The sequence below is a fragment of the Castellaniella sp. MT123 genome (assembly GCF_039614765.1).
Taxonomy (GTDB): Bacteria; Pseudomonadota; Gammaproteobacteria; order Burkholderiales; family Burkholderiaceae_B; genus Castellaniella.
Map to the genome: position 1 here is coordinate 3,268,051 of NZ_CP154879.1, position 24,343 is coordinate 3,292,393.

Here is a 24,343-nt window from a genome sequence, read left to right on the forward strand (position 1 = left end):
GCTCTGCTGTGTGATTCGAAGCACTGATTGTAGCCCTGGCACTCTGTCGTCTTGGCACTGGGAGAAACCGTGATGCAGTCCCCATCGCGCCGCGCCTTTCTGGTTGGGCGCCGCGCCGAACAGTCCCCCTGGGACGCCTTCCTGACCCGCCTGCGGCGGGTGGCCCAGGGGCAAGTCTACGAATTTTCCACGTCCGCGGGCAGTGCGCGGCTGATTCCCACGCACATGCAGGACGTCTACCATGCGCGTGCCCTGTGCCACGAACATGGCGTCACCCTGGCGCTCGACGGCATACCGTCGGCTGAGGTGCTGGACGATTCGCCCGTCCTGTGGGTCGAGCCGGGCACGGCCATGGCGCGCCACGAACGGATGGGCCCCGGGGACTCGCGCTGGTTCGTGCAGCCCGGCTGTCTCATCGGCGAACTCGAGGCCGCGGGTCTGCCGCAGTTCCGGGATCAGCCCCCGCACCTGACGGTGGCGGCCTGGCTGGCCGATCGCCGTTCCTGCGACTGGGCGCGGGGACGCACTGCGGACAGCGGCCTGGTGCATGCGTTGGTGCTGCTGTCCGACGGTACGCAGGCCAATCTCGGCGCCTTCGGGGTTGATAACCGCAAGCCCCTGGGCAACATGCGGGTGCAGTCGATGATTCCCCGGCTCTTCGAGCTCAGCGCGGCCATGTCTGTCCCGGGTGATGACGGCGCTGTGTGGGATTCCCGCTACCGGCTCGACGCGCTGCGCCCGGCCGAGGGCCGCACGGTCAATCTGGCGCATCTGCTGCTGGGGCATGGGGGCGAGCTGGGTTGGGTCGAATGGCTGGTCTTCGATGAACGTCAGGGTAGTCCGGCCGACCGTCCCTACGAATCACGGTACGGGCAGCGTCCGGGCCCGGACGCCGCATCGCAGGCTCAGGACGACGCGGTCCGTGCGCTGTTCGACCCCGATGGATTGTTTCCCGCACGGGGCCAGTCGTTCTGAATCCATGGCCTGTGCGCATGTCCGGCATGCGGCGCGGGGCATACCCCTGGGGGTGACAAGCGGCTAGAATGGCTGGCATCTCCTCTTACAACACATGATTCAAGGCACCACAATGGATGAATCCCTGCGTGCGGCGGCGCTCGAATATCACGAGCATGGCCGTCCCGGAAAGATTTCGGTCACCCCGACGAAACAGCTGTCCAACCAGCGGGACCTCGCCCTGGCCTATTCCCCCGGGGTGGCCGCCGCCTGCGATGAAATCGTGGCTGACCCGCACAATGCCTTCCGCTACACGGGGCGGGGCAATCTGGTGGGCGTGATCACCAACGGTACCGCCGTCCTGGGGCTGGGCAATATCGGCCCTCTGGCTTCCAAGCCCGTCATGGAAGGCAAGGCCGTGCTGTTCAAGAAATTCTCCGGTCTGGATGTCTTCGACATCGAGATCAACGAGCTGGACCCCGACAAGCTGGTGGACATCATCGCCGGCCTGGAACCCACCTTTGGCGGCATCAACCTGGAAGACATCAAGGCGCCCGAGTGCTTCGAGATCGAGCGCAAGCTGCGTGAACGCATGAAGATCCCGGTCTTCCACGATGACCAGCATGGCACGGCCATCTGTGTGACGGCCGCGTTCATCAATGGGCTCGAGGTCGTGGGCAAGGACATCGCCCGGGTTAAAGTTGTCGTGTCCGGCGCGGGCGCAGCGGCCCTGGGTTGCCTGGACCTGATGATGGACATGGGTCTGCCGCTCGAACACATCTGGGTATCCGATATCGAAGGCGTCGTCTACGAGGGCCGCACGGTTCTCATGGATCCCAAGAAAGCGCGTTTCGCCCAGAAGACCGAGGCACGCACGCTCGACGACATCATCGGCGACGCCGACGTGTTTCTGGGCTTGTCGGCTGGCGGGGTCCTCAAGCCCCATATGGTCAAGAAAATGGCGGCGCGCCCGCTGGTGCTGGCGCTGGCCAATCCCAATCCGGAAATCCTGCCGGCTGATGCCCTGGCGGTACGCGAAGATGCGGTGATCGCCACCGGCCGTTCCGATTTTCCCAACCAGGTCAACAACGTCCTGTGCTTCCCCTACATTTTCCGTGGGGCGCTGGACGTGGGGGCGACGACGATCACGCGCGGCATGGAAAAGGCCGCCGTCATGGCCATCTGCAAACTGGCCCGCGAGGAACAGAACGACGTGGTCGCGGCGGCCTATGGCTTGTACGACGTGTCCTTCGGTCCCAACTATTTCATCCCCAAACCCTTCGACCCGCGCCTGATCGTGCGGATCTCGCCGGCCGTGGCCAGGGCGGCCATGGAAGACGGCGTGGCCACGCGCCCGATCGCCGATCTGGAAGGCTACGCAGGCCAGCTGGAACAGTTCGTCTACCATTCCGGCGCCTTCATGAAGCCCCTGTTCTCCGCCGCGCGTGCCATGGTGCGCGAGGGCGGCAAGGCGCGCATCGTGTTTGCGGAAGGCGAGGACGAGCGCGTCCTGCGGGCGGTGCAGATCGTGGTGGACGAACGCCTGGCCAGGCCGATCCTCATCGGCCGTCCGGCCGTGCTGGCCGCGCGAATCGAAAAATACGGCCTGCGCATTCGCCTGGGCCAGGACGTCGAGGTCACCAATCCCGAACACGATGAACGCTTCCACCAGTATTGGACGACATACTGGGAACTGATGTGCCGCCGGGGCATCACGAAGGAAATGGCACGGGTGGAAATGCGCCGCCGCCTGACCCTGATCGGCGCCATGATGGTCCGCCTGGGAGACGCCGACGGCATGATCTGCGGCACGGTCGGCACCTATGGCAACCATCTGCGGTTCATCGACGAGGTCCTGGGTCTGCAGCCGGGGGCCCGGACCTATGCAGCCATGAACATCGTGCTGCTCGAGGAACGCACGCTCGCGCTGGCCGATACGCACATCAACGACAATCCGGATGCCGGGCAGATTGCGGACATCACCCTGATGGCCGCCGAGGAAATGCGCCGCCTGAACATCGAACCCAAGGTCGCCCTGCTGTCGCGCTCGAATTTTGGCACGGGCAGCTCGTCCTCGGGCGAGAAAATGCGTGCGGCCCTGGCCTTGGTGCGTGAACGCGATCCCGGTCTGGAAATCGATGGCGAGATGCATGGCGACTGCGCGCTCGACCCGGCCTTGCGGCAGCGCATCCTGCCGTCCACCACGCTGCACGGTGAAGCCAATCTGCTGATCTGCCCCAGTGTCGATGCCGGCAACATCGCCTACAACCTGCTCAAGACCGCCGCAGGCGGCAACGTGGCGGTGGGGCCGTTCCTGCTGGGGGCCAGTGCGCCGGTGCACATCCTGACGTCCAGCTCCACCGTGCGCCGGATCGTCAACATGACTGCCCTGACGGTGGTCGATGCCAACAAGCCGCGACGCGCCTGAACGATCGCCCGTCGGTCTGATCATGACGGGGGGCGGCGCGCGCGCCGCCTACCAGGCCGGCGTGCTTTCGGGGGTTCTGCAGGTGCTGGACCCCGAAACGCGGCACAGCTTCCGCAATCCGTTCGACATCATCTGCGGGACTTCGGCGGGCGCCATCAATGCGGCCGCCCTGGCTTGCCGCGCCCACCAGCCGCATCAGGCCATCCGCCATTTGTGCGAGCTGTGGCAGGCCTTGCGCACGCACGACATTTATTATGCGGACGCACCCCATCTGCTGAGCACCGGCCTGCAATGGCTGGGCATGTTCGGCCTGGGCTGGCTGCGGCCCCAGTGGTCGCGCTATGCGCCGCGTTCACTGCTGGACAATGCACCTCTGGCCCGGATGCTGGGCCACACGCTCAGCTTCACCCGGCTGCAGACCAATCTGCGGCGCGGGCATCTGCAGGCGCTGGCCATCACCGCGACGGCCTACACCACCGGTGAACACCTGACGTTCTATCAGGCGCGTTGTCCGATCCTGCCCTGGACCCGATCCCTGCGCCGTGCGGTTGCCTGCACGATCGGGGTGGACCATCTGCTGGCTTCCAGCGCCATCCCCTTCGTGTTTCCCGCCCGGGCGATCCTGATGGGCGATCACACGCTCTGGTGTGGCGACGGTTCGATGCGCCAGCTGGCCCCGATCAGTCCGGCCATCCACCTGGGGGCCCGGCGGGTGTTCGTCATCGGGACCAATTATCAGGACGAAACGCATCCCGGCGCGCGCGACCTGAGCCCGCCATATCCCAATCTGGCACAGATCGCGGGTCATACCCTGTCCAACATTTTCCTGGACGGCGTGTCGCTCGACATGGAGCGCATGGGGCGCATCAATGAGCTGCTTGCACGAATCCCCGCAAATGGATTAAAAAGCGAGTCACTGCAACCCATCCACACGCTGATGATCGCGCCCAGCCGTTCCCTGGATGAGATAGCTCTGGAACATCTGGGCGAATTGCCGCGGGCGGTGCGCACTCTGTTCCGGGTGCTGGGGGTTTCCCCTCGGAAGGCCGAGGCCGGAGGTGGGGCGCTGGTGTCATATTTGTTGTTCGAAACAGGCTACACAAAGGACCTGATCGCGTTGGGCCGGGCGGACAGCCTGAGCCGTGCTGATGAAATCATCGCTTTTTTCAAGGAGTGGTCCGCATGAGTCTGGCCCAGATAAACGAGATGTTCGCCCATGGGGTTGTGGATGCCCTGGCGGTTTCCGAACAGGATGCCCTGGCGGCCGCGACTGAGGCGGGGCTGGCGGCGTTCGCCGTCGACTGCGATCGCGCTCGCAGCCGTTCGGCTGTCCTGCGGGCGGTCGTGAAGGCCATCGATTACCCGGAATTCTTCGGCGGCAATCTGGACGCCCTGTACGATTGCTTGTGCGATACGCTCAGCGATCAGAAGGTCGGCCTGTTTCTGTGGTTCCGCCATCTGCATTCCGGCGATCCGGCCCTGGTCGAGGATGCGAAGGCCATCCAGGGCGTCTGCGATGACGTCGTGGAATTCGGCCAGAACAACGAACGCCAGTTCGCCTATGCCATCCAGCATGCGGGCGCGCATCCGGCGCCCGAACCCGGTGTCGATCCCACGCCGTATTCCGGGCGCGAGGGATAAGCCGCAGCATGTGGTAGCAGCGCAACGCTGCCCAGACTTGACTTCACCAGTCCAGCAAGGCCGTCGCCGCCGCCGTCATGGCCAGCCCGGCGGTCTCGGTGCGCAGCACCCGTGATCCGAAACGCACCGCGCCTAGCCCCTGGCGCCCGGCCAGCGCCAGTTCGTCGGGCGACCAGCCGCCTTCCGGCCCCACCAACAGCGTGAGCCGGTCCTGAATCGTCCGCAGGGCCTGGGCGAAGCTGTGGTCGCCATCCGGGTGGCAGAACAGGGTCGGGCCTGTCAGCCGCGTGAGGCAGGCGTCCAACGGCACGGGTTCGTGGATGCGCATCAAGCGGTTGCGTCCGCATTGTTCGGCGGCCGCCTGGACGATGGCGCGCCAGTGCGCCAGGCGTTTGTCCAGGCGCGGGCCGCTCAGGCGCAGGACACTGCGCTCGGCGGCGACCGGGTGCAGCTCGCTCACGCCCAGTTCGACGGCCTTTTCCACCACCCAGTCCATTTTGTCGCCGGAGGCGATGCCCTGGACCAGGACCAGCGTGCCACGCAGTTCGCATTCGATGTCTTCGCGGGTGCCCAGGTCGGCCAGGGCTGTGCGCCCCGCGATCCGCAGCACGGCGGAGTACTGGCCGCCGCGGCCATCGAACAAGGTGATGGCCGTGTCCGCAGGCAGGCGCAACACCCGTAGCGCGTGATGCGCCAGGGCCTCGGGCAGTTCGATCCGGCTGTTGGCCTGCAGCGGAGTCGGGCAGAAAAATCGGGCGTCGGGCATGGGGGGCGGGGCAATAGCCCTGCTGTACGGATGCACGGACTATAAACCGGAGCGGGCAGGGTGGTAAAATTCAGGGCTTTGTCATCCTCGATACGGCGAGGCTTGCGGCATTGGCCGCCCGGTTCGCCCCCAAGACCTATGAGCGCTTTGCCCGCCCCCGATCCTTCCATGGCCAATGCCATCCGCGTCCTGGCCATGGATGCCGTCCAACAAGCCAATTCGGGACACCCCGGGGCCCCCATGGGCATGGCCGACATCGCCCATGTGCTGTGGACGCGGCATTTGCGCCACAACCCGTCCGATCCGGCGTGGATCGATCGCGACCGTTTCGTGCTGTCCAACGGCCACGGCTCGATGTTGCTGTACGCGCTGCTGCATCTCAGCGGCTATGACCTGCCTATCGACGAACTGCGCAATTTCCGCCAGTTGCATTCACGCACGCCCGGCCACCCGGAAGTCGGTGTCACCCCGGGGGTCGAGACCACCACCGGCCCGCTGGGTCAGGGGCTGGCCAACGGCGTCGGCATGGCGCTGGCACAGGCCTTGCTGGCACAGGAATTCAACCGGCCCGGTCACGACATCATCGACCACGATACCTATGTGTTCGTCGGCGACGGTTGCCTCATGGAAGGCATCTCCCACGAGGCCTGCTCGCTGGCGGGTACGCTGGGCCTGTCGCGGCTGATCGTGTTCTACGACGACAACGGCATTTCCATCGACGGCGAGGTCGAGAACTGGTTCGCCGACGACACCCCGGCGCGCTTCGAGGCCTATGGCTGGAATGTACTGCGCGGGGTCAATGGCCATGACATGAACGCCATCGATGCGGCCATCACCCAGGCGCGCACGCATGCCGCCGCCCGGCGCGGGCCGACCCTGATCTGCTGCCGCACCGTGATCGGGCGCGGCGCGCCCACCAAGGCCGGCACCGAAAAGGTCCACGGATCCCCGTTGGGCGCCGACGAGATCGCCGCCGCGCGCAAGGCCATGGGCTGGAATTACCCGCCGTTCGAGATCCCGCGCGAGGTCTATGCCTACTGGAACGGTCGCGCACGCGGCGCGCATCAGCAGTCCGACTGGCAGGTGCGCTTCGATCATTACGCGGAAGCCTATCCCGAACTGGCGGCCGAACTGTGCCGCCGCATGGCGGGCGAACTGCCGACCGATTTTGTCCAGCGTGCCCAGGCGTACGTATTGTCGACGCAAGACAAGGCCGAATCCATCGCCTCGCGCAAGGCATCTCAGCAGGCCATCGCGGCTTTCGCCGAGATCCTGCCGGAACTGCTGGGTGGGTCGGCCGACCTGACCGGGTCGAACTTCACCGACTGGAAGGGCGTCACGCCGGTGCGCAACACGTCCGACGGCCTGCAGGCGGGCCGACACATCAATTACGGCGTGCGCGAATTCGGCATGGCCGCCATCATGAACGGCATGGCCCTGCATGGCGGTTATCTGCCGTTCGGCGGCACGTTCCTGACCTTCTCCGACTATTCGCGCAACGCCCTGCGCATGGCGGCGCTCATGAAGCAGCGCGTCGTGCACGTCTTCACCCACGATTCCATCGGCCTGGGCGAGGACGGTCCCACGCACCAGTCCATCGAGCATGCCGGCAGCCTGCGCCTGATCCCGAATCTGCACGTCTGGCGGCCCTGCGATACGACCGAAACCGCCGTGGCCTGGCAGGCCGCGCTGACGCGCCCGGCCAGCCTGGGCATGGCGGTGCATGCCGGCGGCCCCTCGGCCCTGCTGCTGTCGCGCCAGAATCTGCCGTTCGTGGCACGTGATCAGGCCACCACCGACGCCATCGCGCGCGGCGGCTACGTGCTGCGCGACATGGTCGGCGCCTGCGCGGTCATCATCGCCACCGGTTCCGAGATCGAACTCGCCCTCAAGGCACAGGATCAGCTGGCGTCGCGCGGCGTGGCCACCCGGGTGGTGTCGATGCCCTGCACGCAAGTCTTCGATGCCCAGGATGCGGCCTGGCGCGCCGCCGTGCTGCCGGCCGATCTGCCGCGCGTGGCGGTCGAGGCGGGTGGCACGGCCACCTGGTACAAATATGTCGGCACGACGGGCGCCGTCGTGGGCATCGACACCTTCGGGGAATCCGCCCCGGCGGGTGTGCTGTTCAAATATTTCAACCTGACGGCCGAACACGTGGCCGCCACGGTCGAGCAGCTTTTGTAAAGGAGATCCCTCATGACCATCCGTGTCGCCATCAATGGTTACGGCCGTATCGGCCGCAACATCCTGCGTGCCCACTACGAAGACGGGAAAAAACACGATATCCAGATCGTCGCCATCAACGACCTGGGCGATCCCAAGACCAATGCGCACCTGACGCGCTATGACACGGCCCATGGCCGATTCCCCGGCACGGTCGAGGTCGATGGCGACTACATGGTGGTCGATGGCGACCGGATCCGGGTGCTGGCCGACCGCGATCCCGCCAAGCTGCCCTGGGGTGACCTGGGCGTGGATGTCGTGCTGGAATGCACGGGCTTTTTCACCTCGAAGGAAAAAGCCTCGGCCCACCTGAAGGGCGGCGCGAAAAAAGTCATCATTTCCGCGCCGGGCGGCAAGGACGTGGACGCCACCATCGTCTATGGCGTCAACCACCAGGTCCTGAAGGCGTCGGACACCGTCATCTCCAACGCTTCGTGCACCACCAACTGCCTGGCGCCGCTGGTCCATCCCCTGCACCAGAAGCTGGGCATCGTCAACGGCCTGATGACCACGGTGCACGCCTACACCAATGACCAGGTCCTGACCGATGTGTACCACTCCGACCTGCGCCGCGCGCGGTCCGCCACGCACAGCATGATCCCGACCAAGACCGGCGCCGCGTCGGCCGTCGGCCTGGTGCTGCCGGAACTCAACGGCAAGCTCGACGGCTATGCCATCCGCGTGCCGACGATCAACGTGTCCATCGTCGATCTGTCCTTCGTGGCGCCGCGCGAGACCTCCGTGGACGAGGTCAACGGCATCCTGAAGGCGGCCGCCGAAGGCCCTCTAAAGGGCATCCTGGATTACACGACCGAACCGCTCGTGTCCATCGACTTCAACCACAACCCGGTGTCCAGCACCGTCGATGCCTCCCTGACCAAGGTCTCCGGCACGCTGGTGAAGGTCGGCTCCTGGTATGACAACGAGTGGGGGTTCTCGAACCGCATGCTCGATACCACCGTGGCGCTGATGGCGGCGAAATAATCCGGATCCTCCGGTGCATATCCGGCCCGTGTCATTGGCAGGGCCGGACGGGAAACGAGGGCGGGGCAACCCGCCCTTTTTCCGGGTGCCAGTGTGCATCCGGCCAGGCAAGGCGGTTCCAGCAGAGGATGCCGCAGTCCGCGGCGTGAGCCGGACCTCATATCGATAGGGTATTACAGATGACCATTCAGACACTCTCCGGCCTGGCGCAGGCCGGCGCCCTGGCGGGCAAACGCGTTTTCATCCGTTCCGACCTGAATGTGCCTCTGGATCAGGGGCGCATCACCGAGGACACCCGGATTCGAGCCTCGGTGCCGGCGATCCGGCTGGCACTGGATGCGGGCGCCACAGTCATGGTGACGTCCCACCTGGGGCGGCCCAAGGAAGGCGTGGTCGGGCCTGAAGACACTCTGCAACCGGTGGCCGATCGTCTGAGCGAATTGCTGGGCCGGCCCGTACCCCTGGTCCGCGACTGGGTGGATGGCGTCGATCTGAAGCCCGGTGCAGTCGTCCTGCTGGAAAACTGTCGCTGCAATCCCGGCGAAAAGAAAAACGATCCGGAACTCGCGCGCCGCATGGCGGCCCTGTGCGATGTCTATGTGAACGATGCCTTCGGCACGGCGCATCGGGCCGAGGCCACGACCGAAGGCATGGTGCGTTTCGCGCCGGTCGCCTGCGCGGGGCCCCTGCTGGCCGCCGAACTGGACGCGCTGGGGCGCGCCCTGCAATCGCCGCGCCGGCCGATGGTCGCGATCGTGGGCGGCTCGAAAGTCTCCACCAAATTGTCCATCCTGCAGTCACTGGCCGATAAGGTCGATCAGCTGATCGTGGGCGGCGGGATTGCCAATACCTTCATGCTGGCGGCCGGCCTGCCGATCGGCAAGTCGCTGGCGGAACCCGACCAGGTCGATCAGGCAAAAGCCGTGATGCGGGCCATGCGGGCGCGTGGCGTCGAGGTTCCTATTCCGGTGGACGTCGTGGTCGCCACGACCTTCGCGGCCGACGCGCCGGCCACCGTCAAGGCCGCCACCGACGTGGGCCCAGACGACCTGATCCTGGACATCGGCCCCAAGACGGCGGAAAAATTGGCGCAGCAGCTGCGCCAGGCAGGCACCATCGTCTGGAACGGTCCGGTCGGCGTGTTCGAGTTCGATGCCTTCGCGGGTGGAACCCGGGTCATCGCGCAGGCGATCGCCGACTCCGACGGGTTTTCGATCGCGGGTGGCGGCGATACGCTCGCTGCCATTGCCAAATACGGGATCGCGGATCGGGTCGGCTACATTTCCACCGGCGGCGGGGCCTTCCTGGAATTCCTGGAAGGCAAGACGCTGCCGGCCGTGGCCGCGCTTCAGGCAAAGAACGCCTGATCCCTGTTAGAATTCGGATGGCGGGCCCCTTCGCATGGTTCGGCGGTGAACTTGGTCAGGTCGGGAACGAAGCAGCCACAGCCGTGCGGAACCAGTGCCGAAGTCAGGCTCGCCTTTCCTTTTGCTTCTTCCGGGCGGCGGCCGACTCATGAGCTATCTCGTTCTGGCGCGCAAATGGCGCCCCCGTTCATTCGACACCCTGATCGGCCAGGACCACGTGGTCCGGGCATTGACGCATGCGCTGTCTTCAGGGCGCTTGCACCACGCCTGGCTGTTCACCGGGACGCGTGGGGTCGGCAAGACCACCCTGTCGCGCATCCTCGCCAAATCGCTGAACTGCGCCCAGGGTGTCACGGCCACACCCTGCGGGCATTGCCAGGCCTGCACCGAAATCGATGCAGGCCGCTACGTCGATTACATCGAACTGGACGCCGCCTCCAATCGCGGTGTGGACGAGATGACTCAGCTGCTGGAACAGGCGGTGTATGCGCCGTCATCCGGCCGCTACAAGGTCTACATGATCGACGAAGTCCACATGCTCACCGGGCATGCCTTCAACGCCATGCTGAAGACCCTGGAAGAGCCACCCGAACACGTCAAGTTCATCCTGGCGACCACCGATCCCCAGAAGATCCCCGTCACAGTCCTGTCGCGCTGCCTGCAGTTCAATCTCAAGCAGATGACGGTGCCCGCCATCGTCGATCATCTGAAGTACGTGCTCGATCAGGAATCCATTCCGGCCGATACCCAGGGCCTGCGTCTGATCGCTCAGGCGGCCGCGGGGTCCATGCGCGACGCGTTGTCCCTCACCGACCAGGCCATTTCCTTTTCGGCGGGCAACCTGACGGCCGCCGCCGTGGGCGAAATGCTGGGCACACTGGATCAGCATCATCTGGTGTCTCTGCTGCAGGCCCTGGCCGCCGCGGATGCGCCCGGTGTTCTGGCCGTGGCCGATGATCTCGCCGCGCGAGGCCTGTCCTTCCAGGCGGCGCTGGCGGATCTGGCGGTCCTGCTGTCGCGGGTGGCGATCGCGCAACGCCTGGGGCATGCGCAGGCCGACGATCCCTGGGCCGGTGAAGTGCAGGCATTGGCTGGCACACTGACCCCCGACGACGTGCAACTGTTCTATGCCGTTGCCGTCCACAGTCGGCAGGAACTGGCCCTGGCACCGGACGAATACGCCGGTTTCGTGATGGCGTGCCTGCGCATGCTGGCGCTGCTGCCGCCCGACCGGGTGCCGCCGGTGCGGCTGGATGCCCCGCCGGCCGCTCAGGCGGCACCCGCTTCCCGACCGGACGCCGTGACCGCCGGGGCGGCCCCGCAGCCTGTACCCGCGGCTGCGTCCAAAGCCGCAGTGATTTCCGAGACCCTGTCCACGACGGTTCCGGCGCCCGCACCTGCGGCGGTGCCCGTGGCTGTCACCCCGGCCGCATCCGCTGTCGCCGTCTCTATCGATTCGTCATCCAGTAGGGCGGGGGACGGCATTCCCGCCTGGGAAGACGCGGCGCCGTCAGCGCCTGCGGCGTCGGCGCCAGCGCCGATGGCGTCTGCTCAGGACCCTGTGGTTGCTGACGCGGCGGTTGTGCCCGACGTTCCCACCGGACCTATCGTGGCCGGTCCTGCTGTGCCGCCGGACGATACCGTGGCCGCCACCGAAGACTGGACGGCCGACATTCCCGATCTGCCGGACGACTTCGAGCCGGCGGCTTCCGCCGATGCGGTCACGATGGATGACGAGGTTTTGTCGGGCGCCGTGACGGGCCTGCGGGATTCGTCGGCGGCTGGGGCGCGAGAAACCCCGGACCCCGCCGATCTGACGCCCGCCGGGTGGCCGGCTCTGGCGGCGTCCCTGCCGATCACCGGGACTGCTCAGGAACTCGCGCTCAACAGCGAATGGCTCGCGGGCAACGAACACCAGATCCGCCTGCGCGTGGCCATCCACACGCTGACCGAAGGGGTTGCCCACGATCGTCTGCGCACCGTGCTGTCGGAACATTTTGGCCGGGTGCTGCGTCTGGAAGTCGAATACGGCACGACGGGTGATGACACGGCGTATGCCGTCGATCAGGCCGAGCGCGGCCGTCGCCAGCAGGCCGCGGAAGACGCGGTGGCTCAGGATGATGTCGTCCAGGCCCTGGTGGGTACGTTCGCGGCGCGGGTCGTGCCCGGCTCGGTCAGGCCGGCTGCGGTATAGTCGCTGTTTTCATTGATCACCCCCCAACCGGATATTCAGGACATCGCCATGATGAAAGGTCAGATTGCCGGCTTGATGCGTCAGGCCCAGCAGATGCAGGAAAACATGAAGAAGGCCCAGGACGCACTGGCCGACATCGTCGTCGAAGGCGCTGCGGGCGGCGGACTGGTGAAGGTCTCCATGAGCTGCAAGTACGACGTCAAGCGCGTGACCATCGACCCGTCGCTGTTCGATGACGATCGCGACATGATCGAGGACCTGGTCGCGGCCGCCTTCAATGATGCGCAACGCAAGGCCGAAGCCACCGCGCAGGAAAAGATGTCCGCGGTCACGGCGGGCATGTCCCTGCCGGCCGGGATGAAGCTGCCGTTCTGATGGCCACAGGGCTGCCCGAACCAGAGCCCCTGCGGGCGCTGATCGACGCCTTGCGCGGCCTGCCCGGCGTGGGCGTGCGCACCGCGCGGCGCATGGCCTACCATCTGCTGCAGCATGACCCGGATGGCGCCTTGCGTCTGGGTGATGCCTTGCGCGATGCCGTGGGCGGCCTGTGCCATTGCGAGTGCTGCAATTCCTTTTCGCAGACCGCCGTTTGTGAAACCTGCCTGAATCCCGAACGGGACCCGTCGCTGCTGTGCGTCGTGGAGACCCCGGCCGATCAGAACATGATCGAGTCCAGCCACGGCTATCGCGGCCTGTATTACGTCCTGATGGGGCATATCGCGCCCCTGGAAGGCGTCGGGCCGGACCAGGTCCGCTTCGCCAGCATGCTGGAGCGCGCGACGGACGGCCGGGTGCGTGAAGTCATCCTGGCCACCAATTTCACCGCCGAAGGCGAAACCACTGCCTACTATCTGGCCGACATGCTGCGCAGCCGCGGGCTGACCGTCACCCGCCTGGCCCGGGGGGTGCCCAGTGGCAGCGAACTGGAATACGTCGATGCCGGCACCATTGCCTGGGCTCTCGCCGAACGTCGGTCCGGTTGATCCGGCGTTATCATGCTCGCTTGAATCCATACTGACAACGGAGACGAATCCATGCTGATTTCACGTCGCGAATTGCTCAAGACCGCCGGCGCAGCGGGCCTGCTGGGCACCTTGCCCGCCGTGGTGCGCGCCCAGGAGGCGCCCTTGGAAAAGTCCTCGCTGACCATCGCCGTCGGCGGGCAATCCCTGATCTATTACCTGCCGCTGTCGATCGCGCACCTGAAGGGCTACTTCAAGGACGAAGGCCTTAAAACGACCATCGCCGACTTTGCCGGCGGGTCCAAGGCGTTGCAGGCTGTCGTGGGCGGCAGCGCCGACGTCGTGTCCGGCGCCTTCGAGCACACCATCAATCTGCAGGCGAAAGGCCAGTTCTATCGTTGCTTCGTCCTGCAGGGCAGGGCGCCCATGATCGTCCTGGGGGTCTCGAAGAAAACACTGCCGGATTACAAGACGCCGGCGGACCTGAAGGGCAAGAAAATCGGCGTCACGGCGCCGGGGTCGTCCACCAACATGATGGTCAGCTTCTTCCTGGCGCAACATGGAGTCAAACCGACCGACGTATCCTACATCGGTGTCGGCGCCGGTGCCGGTGCCATCACGGCCATGAAGTCGGGCCAGATCGATGCCATCGCCAATCTGGATCCGGTCATCAGCACCCTGGTCAAGGACGATGCCGTCCGCATCATTGCCGACACCCGTACCCTGAAGGATTCCCGGCAGATCTTCGGCGGCGACATGCCGGCCGGCTGTATGTACACGTCCCAGGCCTTCATCGATGCCAACCCGAACACCACCCAGGCTCTGGCCAATGCGATCGTGCGGGCCGACAAATGGATCCAGCAGGCAACCCCGGACGACATCGCCAAGCTGGTGCCGCAGTCCTATCTGCTGGGCGACCCGGAACTGTACAAGCTGGCCTTGAAGGGCAACCGCGAGGCCCTGTCGCCCGACGGCATGGTGCCGGAAGACGGCCCGCGGACGGCCCTCAATGCCCTGGCCGAATACGTACCGCATTTCGACCGCACCAAGATCGACGTCAGCCGCATCTGGACCAACCAGTTTGCCATCAAGGCCAACCAGAAGTATCCGCATGTCTGATTCACGATCCGGTGGTTCGCCCGGTGCCGCCGGGCAGGCGCCCGCGCTTCTGCTGGACCGGGTCACCTGCACCTTCACCTCGTCCGGCGGGGCGTCCTATACCGCCATGCGGGACGCCACGCTGACGGTGGCACCGGGGGAATTCGTCTCGGTCGTCGGGCCCACGGGCTGCGGCAAGTCCACCTTGCTCAACATGGCGGCGGGGCTTCTGCGGCCGTCCTCGGGCGCGGTCAGCGTCTTTGGCGCGCCGCTATCGGGCGTCAACCACAAGGCCGGCTACATGTTTCAGGGCGAGGCCCTGATGCCCTGGCGCAATGCCCTGGGCAACGTCACGGCGGGGCTGGAATTCGCGGGGGTGCCCTCGGTCGATGCGACCGCCCAGGGCCGCGACTGGCTGCGCCGGGTCGGGTTGGGCGGCTTCGAGAACCGCTACCCGCATCAGATGTCGGGTGGCATGCGCAAGCGCGCCATGCTGGCCCAGACCCTGATCCGCGATCCCGACATCATTCTGATGGACGAGCCCTTTTCCGCGCTCGACATCCAGACGCGCCAACTGATGGAAAACGAGGTCCTGGACTTGTGGATGGCGCGCCGCAAGGCTGTGCTCTTCATCACCCACGATCTGGACGAAGCCATCGCCATGAGCGACCGCGTCGTGGTTCTGTCCGCCGGGCCCGAGACCCATCCCATCGGGGAATTCGTCATCGACATCCCGCGCCCGCGCGATGTGGCCGAGGTGCGCATGCATCCCCGGTTCATCGAACTGCACCAGGGCATCTGGGCCGTGCTGCGCGACGAGGTCCTGAAGGGCTACGAACGGCAGAAGCGCGCCTGATGCCCCATGACCGAACGATCCGGCCGACCCGCTGGCCGCACGCTTGAACCGGAGCCGATCCGACCATGAAATCCGAACTGTCCCGACCTGTCCTGCGGTCGCTGCAACTGGCCCTGCTCGTGGCCATCGTGCTGGTCTGGCACTGGGCCTCGACGAATCAAAACGTCGCCTTTTTCTTTGGGCGGCCCGTCGAGGTTGCACAGGTCATCTGGGCCTGGTTTGTCACCGACGCCAGCGTCTACCGCCATCTGTGGATCACCCTGTCCGAAACCGTACTGGCGTTCATCATCGGCACGGTGGGCGGCCTGGCCTGCGGCCTGTGGCTGGGTCTGTCGCGCAGCGCCAGCGCCCTGCTGGAGCCCTACGTCACAGCGGCCAATTCCATGCCGCGCGTGATCCTGGCACCGATCTTCGGCATGTGGTTCGGCCTGGGTATCTGGTCCAAGGTCGCCCTGGCCGTCACCCTGGTGTTCTTCATCGTGTTCTTCAACGTCTACCGGGGCGTGCGGGAAGTGTCCCCGACCCTGCTGGACAATGCCCGCATGCTGGGCGCCACCCGCCGCCAGTTGCTGCGATCGGTCTACATCCCCTCGGCCACGAGTTGGGTGTTTTCCAGTCTGCACACCTCGGTCGGGCTGGCCTTCGTGGGCGCCGTGGTGGGTGAATACCTGGGGTCGGCCGCCGGCGTCGGCTATCTGATCCTGCAGGCCGAAGGCACGCTGGACGTGAACACGGTGTTCGCAGGCATCGTGGTGCTGACGATCTTTGCCCTGCTGCTGGACGGCGCCGTGTCGCTGGGCGAACGCCGGCTGCTGGTCTGGCAGCCCGGGCCGGGGGAATCGGGGAAGACCTAGGGATCCTTTGAACGAGTCCTCGCGTCGCGGTCATCCGCGGATTCAGGCGGTCTGCCCCAGCATCGCATCCAGCTTTGCCGCATCCGCCGTGAAGATCCGGATGCCTTCGGCCAATTTTTCCGTCGCCATCGCATCCTGATTCAGTTGTGTGCGAAACGCGACCTCGTTGCTGGCCAGCCATTCCGGCGCGTTCGCCTTCGCGTCGGCCACGGTCAGGCTGGCGGGCAGGGGATCGGTGCAGGCCGCCAGTTCGCCCAGCAGCGCCGGGCTGATCGTCAGCAGATCGCAGCCCGCCAGCGCCCGGATCTGGCCGATGTTGCGGAAACTGGCCCCCATCACCTGCGTCGGGATGTCGTAGGCCTTGAAATACCGGTAGATGTGCGCCACCGACTGTACCCCGGGGTCGTTGGGCCCCGCGTTGGCGGCTTCGTTCCAATCCGCGCCCGCTGTCTTCTTGTACCAGTCGTAGATGCGGCCCACGAAGGGTGAAACCAGCGTCACCCGGGCCTGGGCGCAGGCGATGGCCTGCGTCAGCGAGAACAGCAGCGTCAGATTGCAGCGGATGCCCTCGGCTTGCAGGACCCGCGCGGCCTGGATGCCTTCCCACGTCGAGGCCAGCTTGATCAGGATCCGTTCACGTGCGATGCCTGCCGACTCGTACAGCGCGATGATCTGGCGTGCTCGTTCGATGCTGGCCTGCGTGTCGAAGGACAGCCGGGCATCGACCTCGGTCGAGACGCGGCCGGGCACGATCGCCAGGATCTCCCGGCCGAACGCCACCAGCAGACGGTCCGCCTGCTCGGCCAGCGGGGCCGCCGGATGGTCGCGCAGCACGCGGTCCAGCAGGGGGCGGTAGGCGTCCTGCTGCACGGCCTTCAGGATCAGCGATGGATTGGTCGTCGCATCGGTGGGCTGGTAGGCCCGCATGGTCTCGAAGTCGCCCGTGTCGGCCACGACCGTCGTCAGTGCGCGCAGGGCATCCAGTTGATGGCTCATGAAAACGAACACCTCTTTGTAAAAAGAAGAAACCTTCGATCAGGCGAAGCTCCTAATGTAGACCATTTTTTCAATAGGAACCCGCACCCTGGGCGATAGGCGGGTGGTGGGGTGAGGCGGGTTTCGGGCGATGGCAATCGCGGCGTGCGGAATGCCGGGAAACCGGTGATCGCATCGGCCTGCCTGGTCCCGGCGTGAGCGGGGCGTCATCGGAAGACACCATGATCGTCTGTATAATGGGAAGGTTTATATATTGACTTTACAACCGGGGTTACATTTTGCTGCCGTCAATCTTTCCCGAGGGGTCCTCAGGACTCGTCCCAGCAATTCTTGCCTTGGCTGACGGTACCGTATTCCGAGGCGTGTCGATTGGCGCTGATGGATTCACCGTTGCCGAGATCGTCTTCAACACCGCCATGACCGGTTACCAGGAAATCCTGACCGATCCCAGCTACAGCGGCCAGATCGTCACCCTGACCTATCCCCACATCGGCAACACCGGCGTCAACGCCGAAGACGTCGAATCCAGCCAGATCCATGCCGCGGGCCTGGTGGTGCGCGATTGTCCCGCCCGGGTCTCCAATTTTCGCGCCACGCAGTCCCTGCCCGACTACCTCAAGTCCCAGGGCATCGTCGCGATTTCCGGCGTGGACACCCGCAAACTGACGCGTATTCTGCGGGAACGCGGCGCCCAGGGCGCCTGCATCCTGGTGGGCGAGGACGTGGAACGGGCCGTCGAATTGGCACGCGGCTTTGGCGGCATGGAAGGCCAGGACCTGGCCCTCAAGGTCACGACATCGAAACCGGGCGCCTGGGTGCAGGGCACCTGGCAGCTGGGGCGCGGGTTCCGCCGCCAGGATCAGGCCGACTACAACGTCGTCGCCTATGACTACGGGATCAAGACCAACATCCTGCGCCTGCTGGCCGATCGCGGCTGCCGCATCACGCTGGTGCCGGCCACTACCCCGGTGGCCGACATCCTGGCGCAGAATCCGGACGGCGTCTTCCTGTCCAACGGGCCTGGCGACCCGGCTGCCTGCCAGTATGCGGTCGATACCTGCAAGGCGGTCCTGGATCGAGGCATTCCGCTGTTCGGCATCTGCCTGGGGCAGCAGGTCCTGGGCCTGACGCTGGGCGGGCGCACAGTCAAGATGAAGACCGGCCACCATGGTGCCAACCATCCGGTGCAGGACCTGGCGACAGGACGCGTGTTCATCACCAGCCAGAACCACGGCTTTACCGTCGATGGCGCCAGCCTGCCGGCCAATGCCCGCGTCACGCATGTGTCGCTGTTCGACGGCACGCTGCAAGGCTTCGAACTTACCGACAAGCCGGTGTTCTGTTTTCAGGGGCACCCCGAGGCCAGTCCAGGCCCGCACGACATCCTGGTGCTGTTCGATAAATTCATCGACCTGATGGCGCAGCACAAAGCCCAGTCGTCCAAATAACCGATACCGTCTTCCCATGCCCAAGCGTTCAGACATCAAAAGCATTCTCATCATCGGGGCTGGTCCGATCATCATCGGTCAGGCCTGCGAATTCGACTATTCCGGCGCCCAGGCCTGCAAGGCCCTGAAGGCCGACGGCTTTCGCACCATTCTGGTCAACAGCAACCCGGCCACCATCATGACGGATCCGGAAACGGCCGACGTCACCTACATCGAACCCATTACCTGGCAGGCCATCGAAAAGATCATCGAGATCGAAAAGCCAGACGCGGTGCTGCCCACCATGGGCGGCCAGACGGCGCTGAACTGCGCGCTGGATCTCGATCGCCACGGGGTGCTGCAAAAACACGGCGTCGAGCTGATCGGCGCCAACGCGCAAGCCATCGAAAAGGCCGAGGACCGCCAGAAATTCAAGGACGCCATGACCTCGATCGGTCTGGAATCCGCCAAATCCGGTGTCGCCCACAGCATGGACGAGGCCTGGGCGGTGCAGAAGCGCATCGCTGCCGATCTGGGCAATTCGGGCTTCCCGGCCGTCATCCGTCCCAGCTTCACCCTGGGCGGTACGGGCGGGGGCATTGCCTACAACGCCGAGGAATTCGAGGTCATCTGCCGTCGAGGCCTGGAAGCCTCGCCCACCCGCGAGCTCCTGATCGAGGAGTCCCTGCTGGGCTGGAAGGAATTCGAAATGGAAGTCGTGCGCGATCGCGCCGACAACTGCATCATCGTGTGCGCCATCGAGAACCTGGATCCCATGGGTGTGCATACCGGCGATTCGATCACGGTGGCCCCGGCGCAGACGCTGACCGACAAGGAATACCAGATCATGCGCAACGCCTCCATCGCGGTGCTGCGCGAGATCGGCGTGGACACGGGTGGCTCGAACGTGCAGTTCGCGATCAATCCGGCCAACGGCCGCATGATCGTCATCGAGATGAATCCGCGGGTGTCGCGCTCGTCGGCGCTGGCCTCGAAGGCCACTGGTTTTCCCATCGCCAAAGTCGCGGCCCGTCTGGCTGTCGGTTATACGCTCGATGAATTGCGCAACGAAATCACCGGTGGCGCCACGCCGGCCTCGTTCGAACCGACCCTGGACTACGTGGTCGTCAAGGTCCCGCGTTTCGCCTTCGAAAAATTCCCGCAGGCCGATTCGCGCCTGACGACCCAGATGAAGGCCGTGGGCGAAGTCATGGCCATCGGCCGCACCTTCCAGGAGGCCTTCCAGAAGGCCCTGCGCGGCCTGGAAGTGGGCGTGGACGGCCTGAACCAGAAAACCACCGATCGCGAGCGCCTGCAGATCGAATTGGGCGAACCTGGCCCCGAACGCATCTGGTACGTGGGTGACGCGTTTGCCCAGGGATTCAGCCTGGACGAGGTCCATCAACTGACGAAGATCGATCCGTGGTTCCTCGCGCAGATCAAGGAAATCGTCGATATCGAACTGGCGCTGGAACAGCGCACGCTGTCCGAGATCGATACCGAGACGATGCGCCAGCTCAAGCGCCGGGGCTTTTCCGACCGGCGCCTGGCTTTCCTGCTGGATACGACCGAAGCCGAAGTGCGCAAGCTGCGTCACCAGATGAACGTGCGTCCGGTCTACAAACGGGTGGATACCTGCGCGGCCGAATTCGCCACGACCACGGCCTACATGTACTCGACCTACGAGGAAGAGGACGAGGCCGCCCCCACCGACCGCAAGAAGATCGTCGTGCTGGGTGGTGGGCCCAACCGCATCGGCCAGGGCATCGAATTCGACTACTGCTGCGTGCACGCCGCGCTGGCCCTGCGCGAGGACGGTTTCGAGACCATCATGGTCAACTGCAACCCGGAAACCGTATCCACCGACTACGACACGTCCGACCGTCTGTATTTCGAACCGCTGACGCTGGAAGACGTGCTGGAGATCGTTCACAAGGAAAACCCCGTCGGTGTGATCGTGCAGTATGGCGGCCAGACCCCGCTGAAGCTGGCTCGCGCGCTGGAAGCCAATGGCGTGCCGATCATCGGCACCAGCCCCGATTCCATCGACGTGGCCGAGGACCGTGAACGTTTCCAGAAACTGCTGACCAAACTGGGTCTGCGCCAGCCGGCCAACCGCACGGCACGCACCGAAGGCGAGGCTCTCGCCCTGGCCGGCGAGATCGGCTATCCCCTGGTCGTGCGCCCCAGCTACGTGTTGGGTGGCCGCGCCATGGAAATCGTGCACGAGCCGCAGGACCTGGAACGCTACATGCGCGAGGCCGTCAAGGTCAGCAACGATTCGCCGGTGCTGCTGGATCACTTCCTGAACAATGCGACCGAGGTCGACGTGGACTGCCTGGCCGACGGCGATCAGGTCGTCGTCGGTGGCGTGATGGAACACATCGAGCAGGCCGGCGTGCACTCGGGCGATTCCGCCTGCAGTCTGCCGCCGTATTCGTTGTCGGCCGAAACGGTGGACGAGATCAAGCGTCAGACGGCGCTGATGGCGCGTGCGTTGAACGTCAAGGGCCTGATGAACGTGCAGTTTGCCATCCAGGACGGCGACGTCTACGTGCTCGAGGTCAACCCGCGCGCATCCCGCACGGTGCCCTACGTCTCCAAGGCAACCGGTCGTCAGCTCGCCAAGATCGCCGCGCGCGTCATGGCTGGCCGCACCCTGGCCCAGCAGGGCGTGACCTCGATTCCGGCGCCCGTGCATTACTGCGTCAAGGAAGCCGTGTTCCCCTTCGTCAAATTCCCTGGAGTGGACACCATCCTGGGGCCGGAGATGAAGTCCACCGGCGAGGTCATGGGTGTGGGCGAGTCCTTTGGCGAGGCCTTCGTCAAATCCCAGATCGCCGCAGGCGTCATGCTGCCGGAATCCGGTCGGGTCTTCATCAGCGTACGGGCGCAGGACAAACCCCGCGCCGTGGAAGTCGCCCGCGGTCTGGCGGCATTGGGCTTCCAGCTGGTGGCCACCCGGGGCACGGCGGCCGTCCTCGAGGCGGCCGGGCTGGCGGTGGAAATCGTCAACAAAGTCACGGAAGGCCGCCCCAACATCGTCGACATGATCAAGAACGGCGAGATCGCCATGGTCATCAACACGGTCGAGGAACGCCGCAATGCCATCGCCGACTCACGCGCCATCCGCACCCAGTCGCTGGCCAACCGCGTAACCTTCTTCACGACCATCGCCGGCGCGCGCGCGGCCGTCGAAGGGCTGCAGTACATGCGCCACGGCGGCGGTCTGAAGGTCTATGCCCTGCAGGCCATGCACGCGGCAACCGCGGCTTGACGCGCCATGGCGGGCGACAACATGACGTCCGCCGCACCTGCCGCCTCGCGCGAACCGCGGGCGGCATCTTCGCCCGTCCCGGCTGATCGGCCCGGACGGGTTTTCGTGACCGGCGCCAGCAGCGGCATCGGCGCGGCGCTGGCGCGCCAGTACGCGGCGCGTGGCGCGGTGCTCGGCCTGGTCGGTCGCCGGCGTGATGCCTTGCAGGCCCTGTGCGACAGCCTGCCCGGGCAGGACCATCGGATGTATGTGCTGGACGTGCGGGATCGTCCCGCCCTGCAGGCCGCCGCGCGGGATTTCCTGGCCGGCGGGCCGGTGGACCGCGTTATCGCCAGCGCCGGCATCAGCGCCGGAACCCTGGCTGGCGAGCCGGAAGACTTTGCGGTATTCCAGGATATCTTCGACACCAACGTGCTGGCCATGGTCAGTACGTTCGAGCCTTTCATCGCGCCGATGCGCGAATGCCGCCAAGGTGTGCTGGTCGGCATCGGCAGTGTGGCGGGCGTCCGTGGCCTGCCGGGTGCCGGTGCCTATAGCGGCTCGAAGGCCGCTGTGCGTGCCCTGTGCGAAAGCCTGCGGGTGGAACTCCATGGCACGGGTGTGCGGGTGGTTACCCTGGCGCCGGGCTTCATCGCCACCCCCATGACGGCGCACAACCCGTATCGCATGCCTTTTCTGATGCCCGTGGACCGTTTCGCCGAGCAGGCCGTGCGCGCCATCGAGGCGGGCGACCGTTACCGCGTTATTCCCTGGCCCATGGCCTGGGTGGCGCGGCTGCTGCGCATGGTGCCCGATGTGATCTACGACGCGGTGGCGGCAAGGCGCAAGCGCAAGCCCCGGCGCGGCGGCAGTTCGGAATAAAAACCGGGCGCCATCAAGGCGCCCGGTGCGGGGAAAAAGGCCGGATGCCCGTCAGGCACCAGCCTGCCTGGTGTAGACGGGTCGTGTGCCTTATTGTTGGCGCCGCGCATCCAGGCTCAGCGCCCCGGCGCCGAACGCCGTGATTTGCAGCAGCCCGCCGGCAATGGCCAGGTTCTTGAAGAAATGCGTGGACTGGTTCATGTCGCCGAATTGCGAGTGGAAGAACAGGGCGGCCACGACCGTGAAGATGGCCAGAATCAGCGCGATCAGGCGTGTCCGGTAGCCCAGCACCAGCAGGATTGGCAGGACCACTTCGATGAATACGGTGCCCGCATAGGCAAGTGTCGGTAGGGGAATACCGGCGGATCCGATATAGCCAATGGTCCCGGCGGGGGCGGCGATCTTGCCGGATACGCCGATCCAGAACAGGACGGCGATCAGGATGCGGCCGATCAGGGAAAGCGTGTCGTAATTGCGAGTGTTCATGGTGTGGGTCCTTGTGGTCAATGTCAAAGTAAAAATGAAGGTAAAAAAACAGTCCGTCCCGGGGGACGGGCTGGGTGTTCGAATCGATCAGTGGGATGGGTGGGGCGCTACATCGCCGCGCTGTCCACCAGCACCAGTTCGGAATCTTCCAGCGCGGTGATGCGCAGGACGGTCTCGTCCTGGATGGCTGCGCCATCGCGGGCGTCCAGCACCGTGCCGTTGACCTCGATCTTGCCGACGGCCGGGACCAGGTAGCCGGCGCGGCGGGCGTCCTGGAACGTGTATTCCACCGTGTCGCCTGCCTTCAGCGTGGCCCCAGAAACCCGTGCCCGCGCCCGGATGGGCAGCGCCTCGTCGTCGCCTTCCAGGCCGCTGGCCAGGGTGACGAACCGGCCCGAACGGTCGGCCTTGGGGAAGGGCTGCGTGCCCCAGCAGGGGGTGCCGCCCTTCTGGTCCGGGAAGATCCAGATCTGGAAGATCCGGGTCAAGCCGGGTTCCAGGTTGTATTCGGAATGGACGATGCCGGTGCCCGCGCTCATGACCTGGACGTCGCCCGCCAGCGTGCGGCCCTGGTTGCCCAGATTGTCCTGGTGCGTGATGGCGCCTTCCCGGACGTAGGTGATGATTTCCATGTTGGCGTGCGGATGCGGCGGAAAACCGCTGTTGGGCTGGATCGTATCGTCGTTCCAGACGCGCAGCGCACCCCAGTGGACCCGTTTGGGGTCGTGGTAGTCCGCAAAAGAAAAATGATGCCGGGTATCGAGCCAGCCGTGCTGGGCCCCGCCCAGTTCGGCATAGGGACGGCGTTCGATCATGATGGGTTCCTTGAAACTTGACCAATGCGGATAGTCTACGTAACTTGGATCATGTTGAGAATATAAACAATATAATTACATGGTTTCCATTTTTGATATGATTGACTGAGCCTGTGCGATGCCATGAAAGCTTCGAAGCCATGAAAAGGAAATG

Annotated in this window: 20 protein-coding genes and 1 other RNA gene; 17 read left to right on the forward strand and 4 right to left on the reverse strand. The window is 65.3% G+C overall.

Annotated features, from left to right (window positions below):
* Positions 1 to 72: 72 nt before the first annotated feature.
* The 4 genes from ABCV34_RS15425 (at position 73) to ABCV34_RS15440 (ending at position 5,023) form a co-directional block, all read left to right on the forward strand.
* A complete protein-coding gene (locus ABCV34_RS15425) occupies positions 73 to 975 on the forward strand; it encodes a hypothetical protein (protein WP_345797103.1) in 903 nt (300 codons plus the stop codon).
* Between the two features lie 112 nt (positions 976 to 1,087).
* A complete protein-coding gene (locus tag ABCV34_RS15430; RefSeq protein WP_345797104.1) occupies positions 1,088 to 3,382 on the forward strand; it encodes an NADP-dependent malic enzyme in 2,295 nt (764 codons plus the stop codon).
* Positions 3,357 to 4,568 (forward strand): patatin-like phospholipase family protein, encoded by a 1,212-nt coding sequence (locus ABCV34_RS15435; protein WP_345797105.1) that lies wholly within the window; start codon positions 3,357 to 3,359, stop codon positions 4,566 to 4,568. The genes ABCV34_RS15430 and ABCV34_RS15435 overlap by 26 nt, the downstream gene beginning before the upstream one ends.
* Entirely contained in the window at positions 4,565 to 5,023 is a 459-nt protein-coding gene (locus ABCV34_RS15440; protein ID WP_345797106.1) for a barstar family protein, read from the forward strand. The genes ABCV34_RS15435 and ABCV34_RS15440 overlap by 4 nt, the downstream gene beginning before the upstream one ends.
* 43 nt (positions 5,024 to 5,066) lie before the next feature.
* On the opposite strand, the gene ABCV34_RS15445 is transcribed toward ABCV34_RS15440, so the two are convergent.
* On the reverse strand, positions 5,067 to 5,789 hold the full coding sequence (locus tag ABCV34_RS15445) for a 16S rRNA (uracil(1498)-N(3))-methyltransferase (protein WP_345797107.1): 723 nt from the start codon (positions 5,787 to 5,789) through the stop codon (positions 5,067 to 5,069).
* Positions 5,790 to 5,927: 138 nt separating this feature from the next.
* On the opposite strand from ABCV34_RS15445, the gene tkt reads away from it, so the two are divergent.
* From tkt to ABCV34_RS15495, 10 genes are all read left to right on the forward strand, one after another.
* Positions 5,928 to 7,973 carry a transketolase gene (tkt, locus tag ABCV34_RS15450; RefSeq protein ID WP_345797109.1) on the forward strand — a complete coding sequence of 682 codons (2,046 nt, stop codon included), beginning with the start codon at positions 5,928 to 5,930 and terminating at the stop codon, positions 7,971 to 7,973.
* Positions 7,974 to 7,985: 12 nt separating this feature from the next.
* Positions 7,986 to 8,996 carry a type I glyceraldehyde-3-phosphate dehydrogenase gene (gene gap, locus ABCV34_RS15455; RefSeq protein WP_345797110.1) on the forward strand — a complete coding sequence of 337 codons (1,011 nt, stop codon included), beginning with the start codon at positions 7,986 to 7,988 and terminating at the stop codon, positions 8,994 to 8,996.
* Positions 8,997 to 9,175: 179 nt separating this feature from the next.
* Complete coding sequence (locus tag ABCV34_RS15460) at positions 9,176 to 10,363, forward strand: phosphoglycerate kinase (protein ID WP_345797111.1); 1,188 nt, start codon at positions 9,176 to 9,178, stop codon at positions 10,361 to 10,363.
* Between the two features lie 19 nt (positions 10,364 to 10,382).
* Positions 10,383 to 10,480: signal recognition particle sRNA small type (gene ffs, locus ABCV34_RS15465), an RNA gene on the forward strand.
* A gap of 31 nt (positions 10,481 to 10,511) precedes the next feature.
* The gene (gene dnaX, locus ABCV34_RS15470) at positions 10,512 to 12,557 is read left to right on the forward strand and encodes a DNA polymerase III subunit gamma/tau (protein ID WP_345797112.1); all 2,046 of its coding nucleotides are present in this window, start codon (positions 10,512 to 10,514) and stop codon (positions 12,555 to 12,557) included.
* Positions 12,558 to 12,605: 48 nt separating this feature from the next.
* Complete coding sequence (locus ABCV34_RS15475; RefSeq protein ID WP_345797113.1) at positions 12,606 to 12,932, forward strand: YbaB/EbfC family nucleoid-associated protein; 327 nt, start codon at positions 12,606 to 12,608, stop codon at positions 12,930 to 12,932.
* Positions 12,932 to 13,540 (forward strand): recombination mediator RecR, encoded by a 609-nt coding sequence (recR, locus tag ABCV34_RS15480; protein ID WP_345797114.1) that lies wholly within the window; start codon positions 12,932 to 12,934, stop codon positions 13,538 to 13,540. The genes ABCV34_RS15475 and recR overlap by 1 nt, the downstream gene beginning before the upstream one ends.
* A 51-nt stretch (positions 13,541 to 13,591) precedes the next feature.
* Complete coding sequence (locus ABCV34_RS15485) at positions 13,592 to 14,638, forward strand: ABC transporter substrate-binding protein (RefSeq protein WP_345797115.1); 1,047 nt, start codon at positions 13,592 to 13,594, stop codon at positions 14,636 to 14,638.
* Positions 14,631 to 15,473, forward strand: a complete 843-nt coding sequence (locus ABCV34_RS15490; RefSeq protein ID WP_345797116.1) for an ABC transporter ATP-binding protein — start codon at positions 14,631 to 14,633, stop codon at positions 15,471 to 15,473. The genes ABCV34_RS15485 and ABCV34_RS15490 overlap by 8 nt, the downstream gene beginning before the upstream one ends.
* A 65-nt stretch (positions 15,474 to 15,538) precedes the next feature.
* Complete coding sequence (locus ABCV34_RS15495) at positions 15,539 to 16,327, forward strand: ABC transporter permease (RefSeq protein WP_345797117.1); 789 nt, start codon at positions 15,539 to 15,541, stop codon at positions 16,325 to 16,327.
* 42 nt (positions 16,328 to 16,369) lie between these two features.
* Here the strand turns inward: ABCV34_RS15495 and tal are convergent, their stop codons facing one another.
* Entirely contained in the window at positions 16,370 to 17,323 is a 954-nt protein-coding gene (gene tal, locus ABCV34_RS15500) for a transaldolase (RefSeq protein WP_345797118.1), read from the reverse strand.
* 335 nt (positions 17,324 to 17,658) lie between these two features.
* Between tal and carA the strand changes: the two genes are divergently transcribed.
* Genes carA through ABCV34_RS15515 form a run of 3 tightly spaced genes read left to right on the forward strand, consistent with a single transcriptional unit; the run spans position 17,659 to position 22,888 of the window.
* Positions 17,659 to 18,771: a glutamine-hydrolyzing carbamoyl-phosphate synthase small subunit gene (gene carA / locus ABCV34_RS15505; RefSeq protein ID WP_345797119.1), complete on the forward strand. Its 1,113-nt coding sequence runs from the start codon at positions 17,659 to 17,661 to the stop codon at positions 18,769 to 18,771.
* Between the two features lie 16 nt (positions 18,772 to 18,787).
* Positions 18,788 to 22,027 (forward strand): carbamoyl-phosphate synthase large subunit, encoded by a 3,240-nt coding sequence (gene carB, locus ABCV34_RS15510; RefSeq protein WP_345797120.1) that lies wholly within the window; start codon positions 18,788 to 18,790, stop codon positions 22,025 to 22,027.
* A 21-nt stretch (positions 22,028 to 22,048) separates the two neighbouring features.
* Positions 22,049 to 22,888, forward strand: coding sequence for an SDR family oxidoreductase (locus ABCV34_RS15515; protein WP_345797122.1), 840 nt, complete (start codon positions 22,049 to 22,051; stop codon positions 22,886 to 22,888).
* A gap of 90 nt (positions 22,889 to 22,978) precedes the next feature.
* Here the strand turns inward: ABCV34_RS15515 and ABCV34_RS15520 are convergent, their stop codons facing one another.
* Complete coding sequence (locus tag ABCV34_RS15520) at positions 22,979 to 23,374, reverse strand: DoxX family protein (protein WP_345797123.1); 396 nt, start codon at positions 23,372 to 23,374, stop codon at positions 22,979 to 22,981.
* A gap of 107 nt (positions 23,375 to 23,481) precedes the next feature.
* The gene (locus ABCV34_RS15525; protein WP_345797124.1) at positions 23,482 to 24,189 is read right to left on the reverse strand and encodes a pirin family protein; all 708 of its coding nucleotides are present in this window, start codon (positions 24,187 to 24,189) and stop codon (positions 23,482 to 23,484) included.
* Positions 24,190 to 24,343 lie beyond the last annotated feature (154 nt).

What these genes read in the sequence shown, in the direction of transcription:
- ABCV34_RS15475 (WP_345797113.1), top strand. Translation starts at nt 12,606, where the DNA reads ATGATGAAAGGTCAGATTGCCGGCTTGATGCGTCAGGCCCAGCAGATG.
- ABCV34_RS15495 (WP_345797117.1), top strand. Translation starts at nt 15,539, where the DNA reads ATGAAATCCGAACTGTCCCGACCTGTCCTGCGGTCGCTGCAACTGGCC.
- ABCV34_RS15425 (WP_345797103.1), top strand. Translation starts at nt 73, where the DNA reads ATGCAGTCCCCATCGCGCCGCGCCTTTCTGGTTGGGCGCCGCGCCGAA.
- gap (WP_345797110.1), top strand. Translation starts at nt 7,986, where the DNA reads ATGACCATCCGTGTCGCCATCAATGGTTACGGCCGTATCGGCCGCAAC.
- ABCV34_RS15515 (WP_345797122.1), top strand. Translation starts at nt 22,049, where the DNA reads ATGACGTCCGCCGCACCTGCCGCCTCGCGCGAACCGCGGGCGGCATCT.
- tal (WP_345797118.1), bottom strand. Translation starts at nt 17,323, where the DNA reads ATGAGCCATCAACTGGATGCCCTGCGCGCACTGACGACGGTCGTGGCC.
- tkt (WP_345797109.1), top strand. Translation starts at nt 5,928, where the DNA reads ATGAGCGCTTTGCCCGCCCCCGATCCTTCCATGGCCAATGCCATCCGC.
- ABCV34_RS15430 (WP_345797104.1), top strand. Translation starts at nt 1,088, where the DNA reads ATGGATGAATCCCTGCGTGCGGCGGCGCTCGAATATCACGAGCATGGC.
- ABCV34_RS15435 (WP_345797105.1), top strand. Translation starts at nt 3,357, where the DNA reads ATGCCAACAAGCCGCGACGCGCCTGAACGATCGCCCGTCGGTCTGATC.
- recR (WP_345797114.1), top strand. Translation starts at nt 12,932, where the DNA reads ATGGCCACAGGGCTGCCCGAACCAGAGCCCCTGCGGGCGCTGATCGAC.
- ABCV34_RS15440 (WP_345797106.1), top strand. Translation starts at nt 4,565, where the DNA reads ATGAGTCTGGCCCAGATAAACGAGATGTTCGCCCATGGGGTTGTGGAT.
- dnaX (WP_345797112.1), top strand. Translation starts at nt 10,512, where the DNA reads ATGAGCTATCTCGTTCTGGCGCGCAAATGGCGCCCCCGTTCATTCGAC.
- carB (WP_345797120.1), top strand. Translation starts at nt 18,788, where the DNA reads ATGCCCAAGCGTTCAGACATCAAAAGCATTCTCATCATCGGGGCTGGT.
- ABCV34_RS15520 (WP_345797123.1), bottom strand. Translation starts at nt 23,374, where the DNA reads ATGAACACTCGCAATTACGACACGCTTTCCCTGATCGGCCGCATCCTG.
- ABCV34_RS15485 (WP_345797115.1), top strand. Translation starts at nt 13,592, where the DNA reads ATGCTGATTTCACGTCGCGAATTGCTCAAGACCGCCGGCGCAGCGGGC.
- ABCV34_RS15490 (WP_345797116.1), top strand. Translation starts at nt 14,631, where the DNA reads ATGTCTGATTCACGATCCGGTGGTTCGCCCGGTGCCGCCGGGCAGGCG.
- ABCV34_RS15460 (WP_345797111.1), top strand. Translation starts at nt 9,176, where the DNA reads ATGACCATTCAGACACTCTCCGGCCTGGCGCAGGCCGGCGCCCTGGCG.
- ABCV34_RS15445 (WP_345797107.1), bottom strand. Translation starts at nt 5,789, where the DNA reads ATGCCCGACGCCCGATTTTTCTGCCCGACTCCGCTGCAGGCCAACAGC.
- ABCV34_RS15525 (WP_345797124.1), bottom strand. Translation starts at nt 24,189, where the DNA reads ATGATCGAACGCCGTCCCTATGCCGAACTGGGCGGGGCCCAGCACGGC.